The organism is Mesorhizobium sp. P3_A8, from assembly GCF_056402995.1.
Genome location: NZ_JBFUGI010000055.1, coordinates 1 through 525, shown reverse-complemented (window position 1 = coordinate 525; position 525 = coordinate 1). Strand labels below are relative to the sequence as shown.

Here is a 525-nt window from a genome sequence, read left to right as displayed (position 1 = left end):
CGGTCACCGTCCCCGTCGCCGTGCCGTCCTGGCTCGTCACCGTGAAGGTGTCGGTCACGACCTGGCCCGCGGTCAGTTCGTTGTGGGCGCCGTTGCCGGCGTAGCTCCAGGCGCCGTCGGCGTCGATCGAGAAGTCGCCATAGATGCCGGCCGTACTGGCCTGCGCCACCACATGCGCTTCACCCGTGTCTGGGTCGGTGATCGTCAGCTGGCCGCCGGTGTTCAGTGCCGCCGCCGTGTCGCCTTCGGTCACGGACTTCGAGTCCGAGCTCACCGTCGCCGCATCGTTGGTGCCGGTGATGGTCACCGTGACCGTCCCCGTCGCCGTGCCGTCCTGGCTCGTCACCGTGAAGGTGTCGGTCACGACCTGGCCCGCGGTCAGTTCGTTGTGGGCGCCGTTGCCGGCGTAGCTCCAGGCGCCGTCGGCGTCGATCGAGAAGTCGCCATAGATGCCGGCCGTACTGGCCTGCGCCACCACATGCGCTTCACCCGTGTCTGGGTCGGTGATCGTCAGCTGGCCGCCGG

1 protein-coding gene is annotated in these 525 nt (G+C 69.1%); it reads right to left on the bottom strand.

All coding sequences use genetic code 11. The features are described 5' to 3' along the window. Positions 1-525: VCBS domain-containing protein (locus tag AC1DX4_RS35125; protein WP_477224694.1), on the bottom strand; the 525-nt coding region annotated here is incomplete at both ends.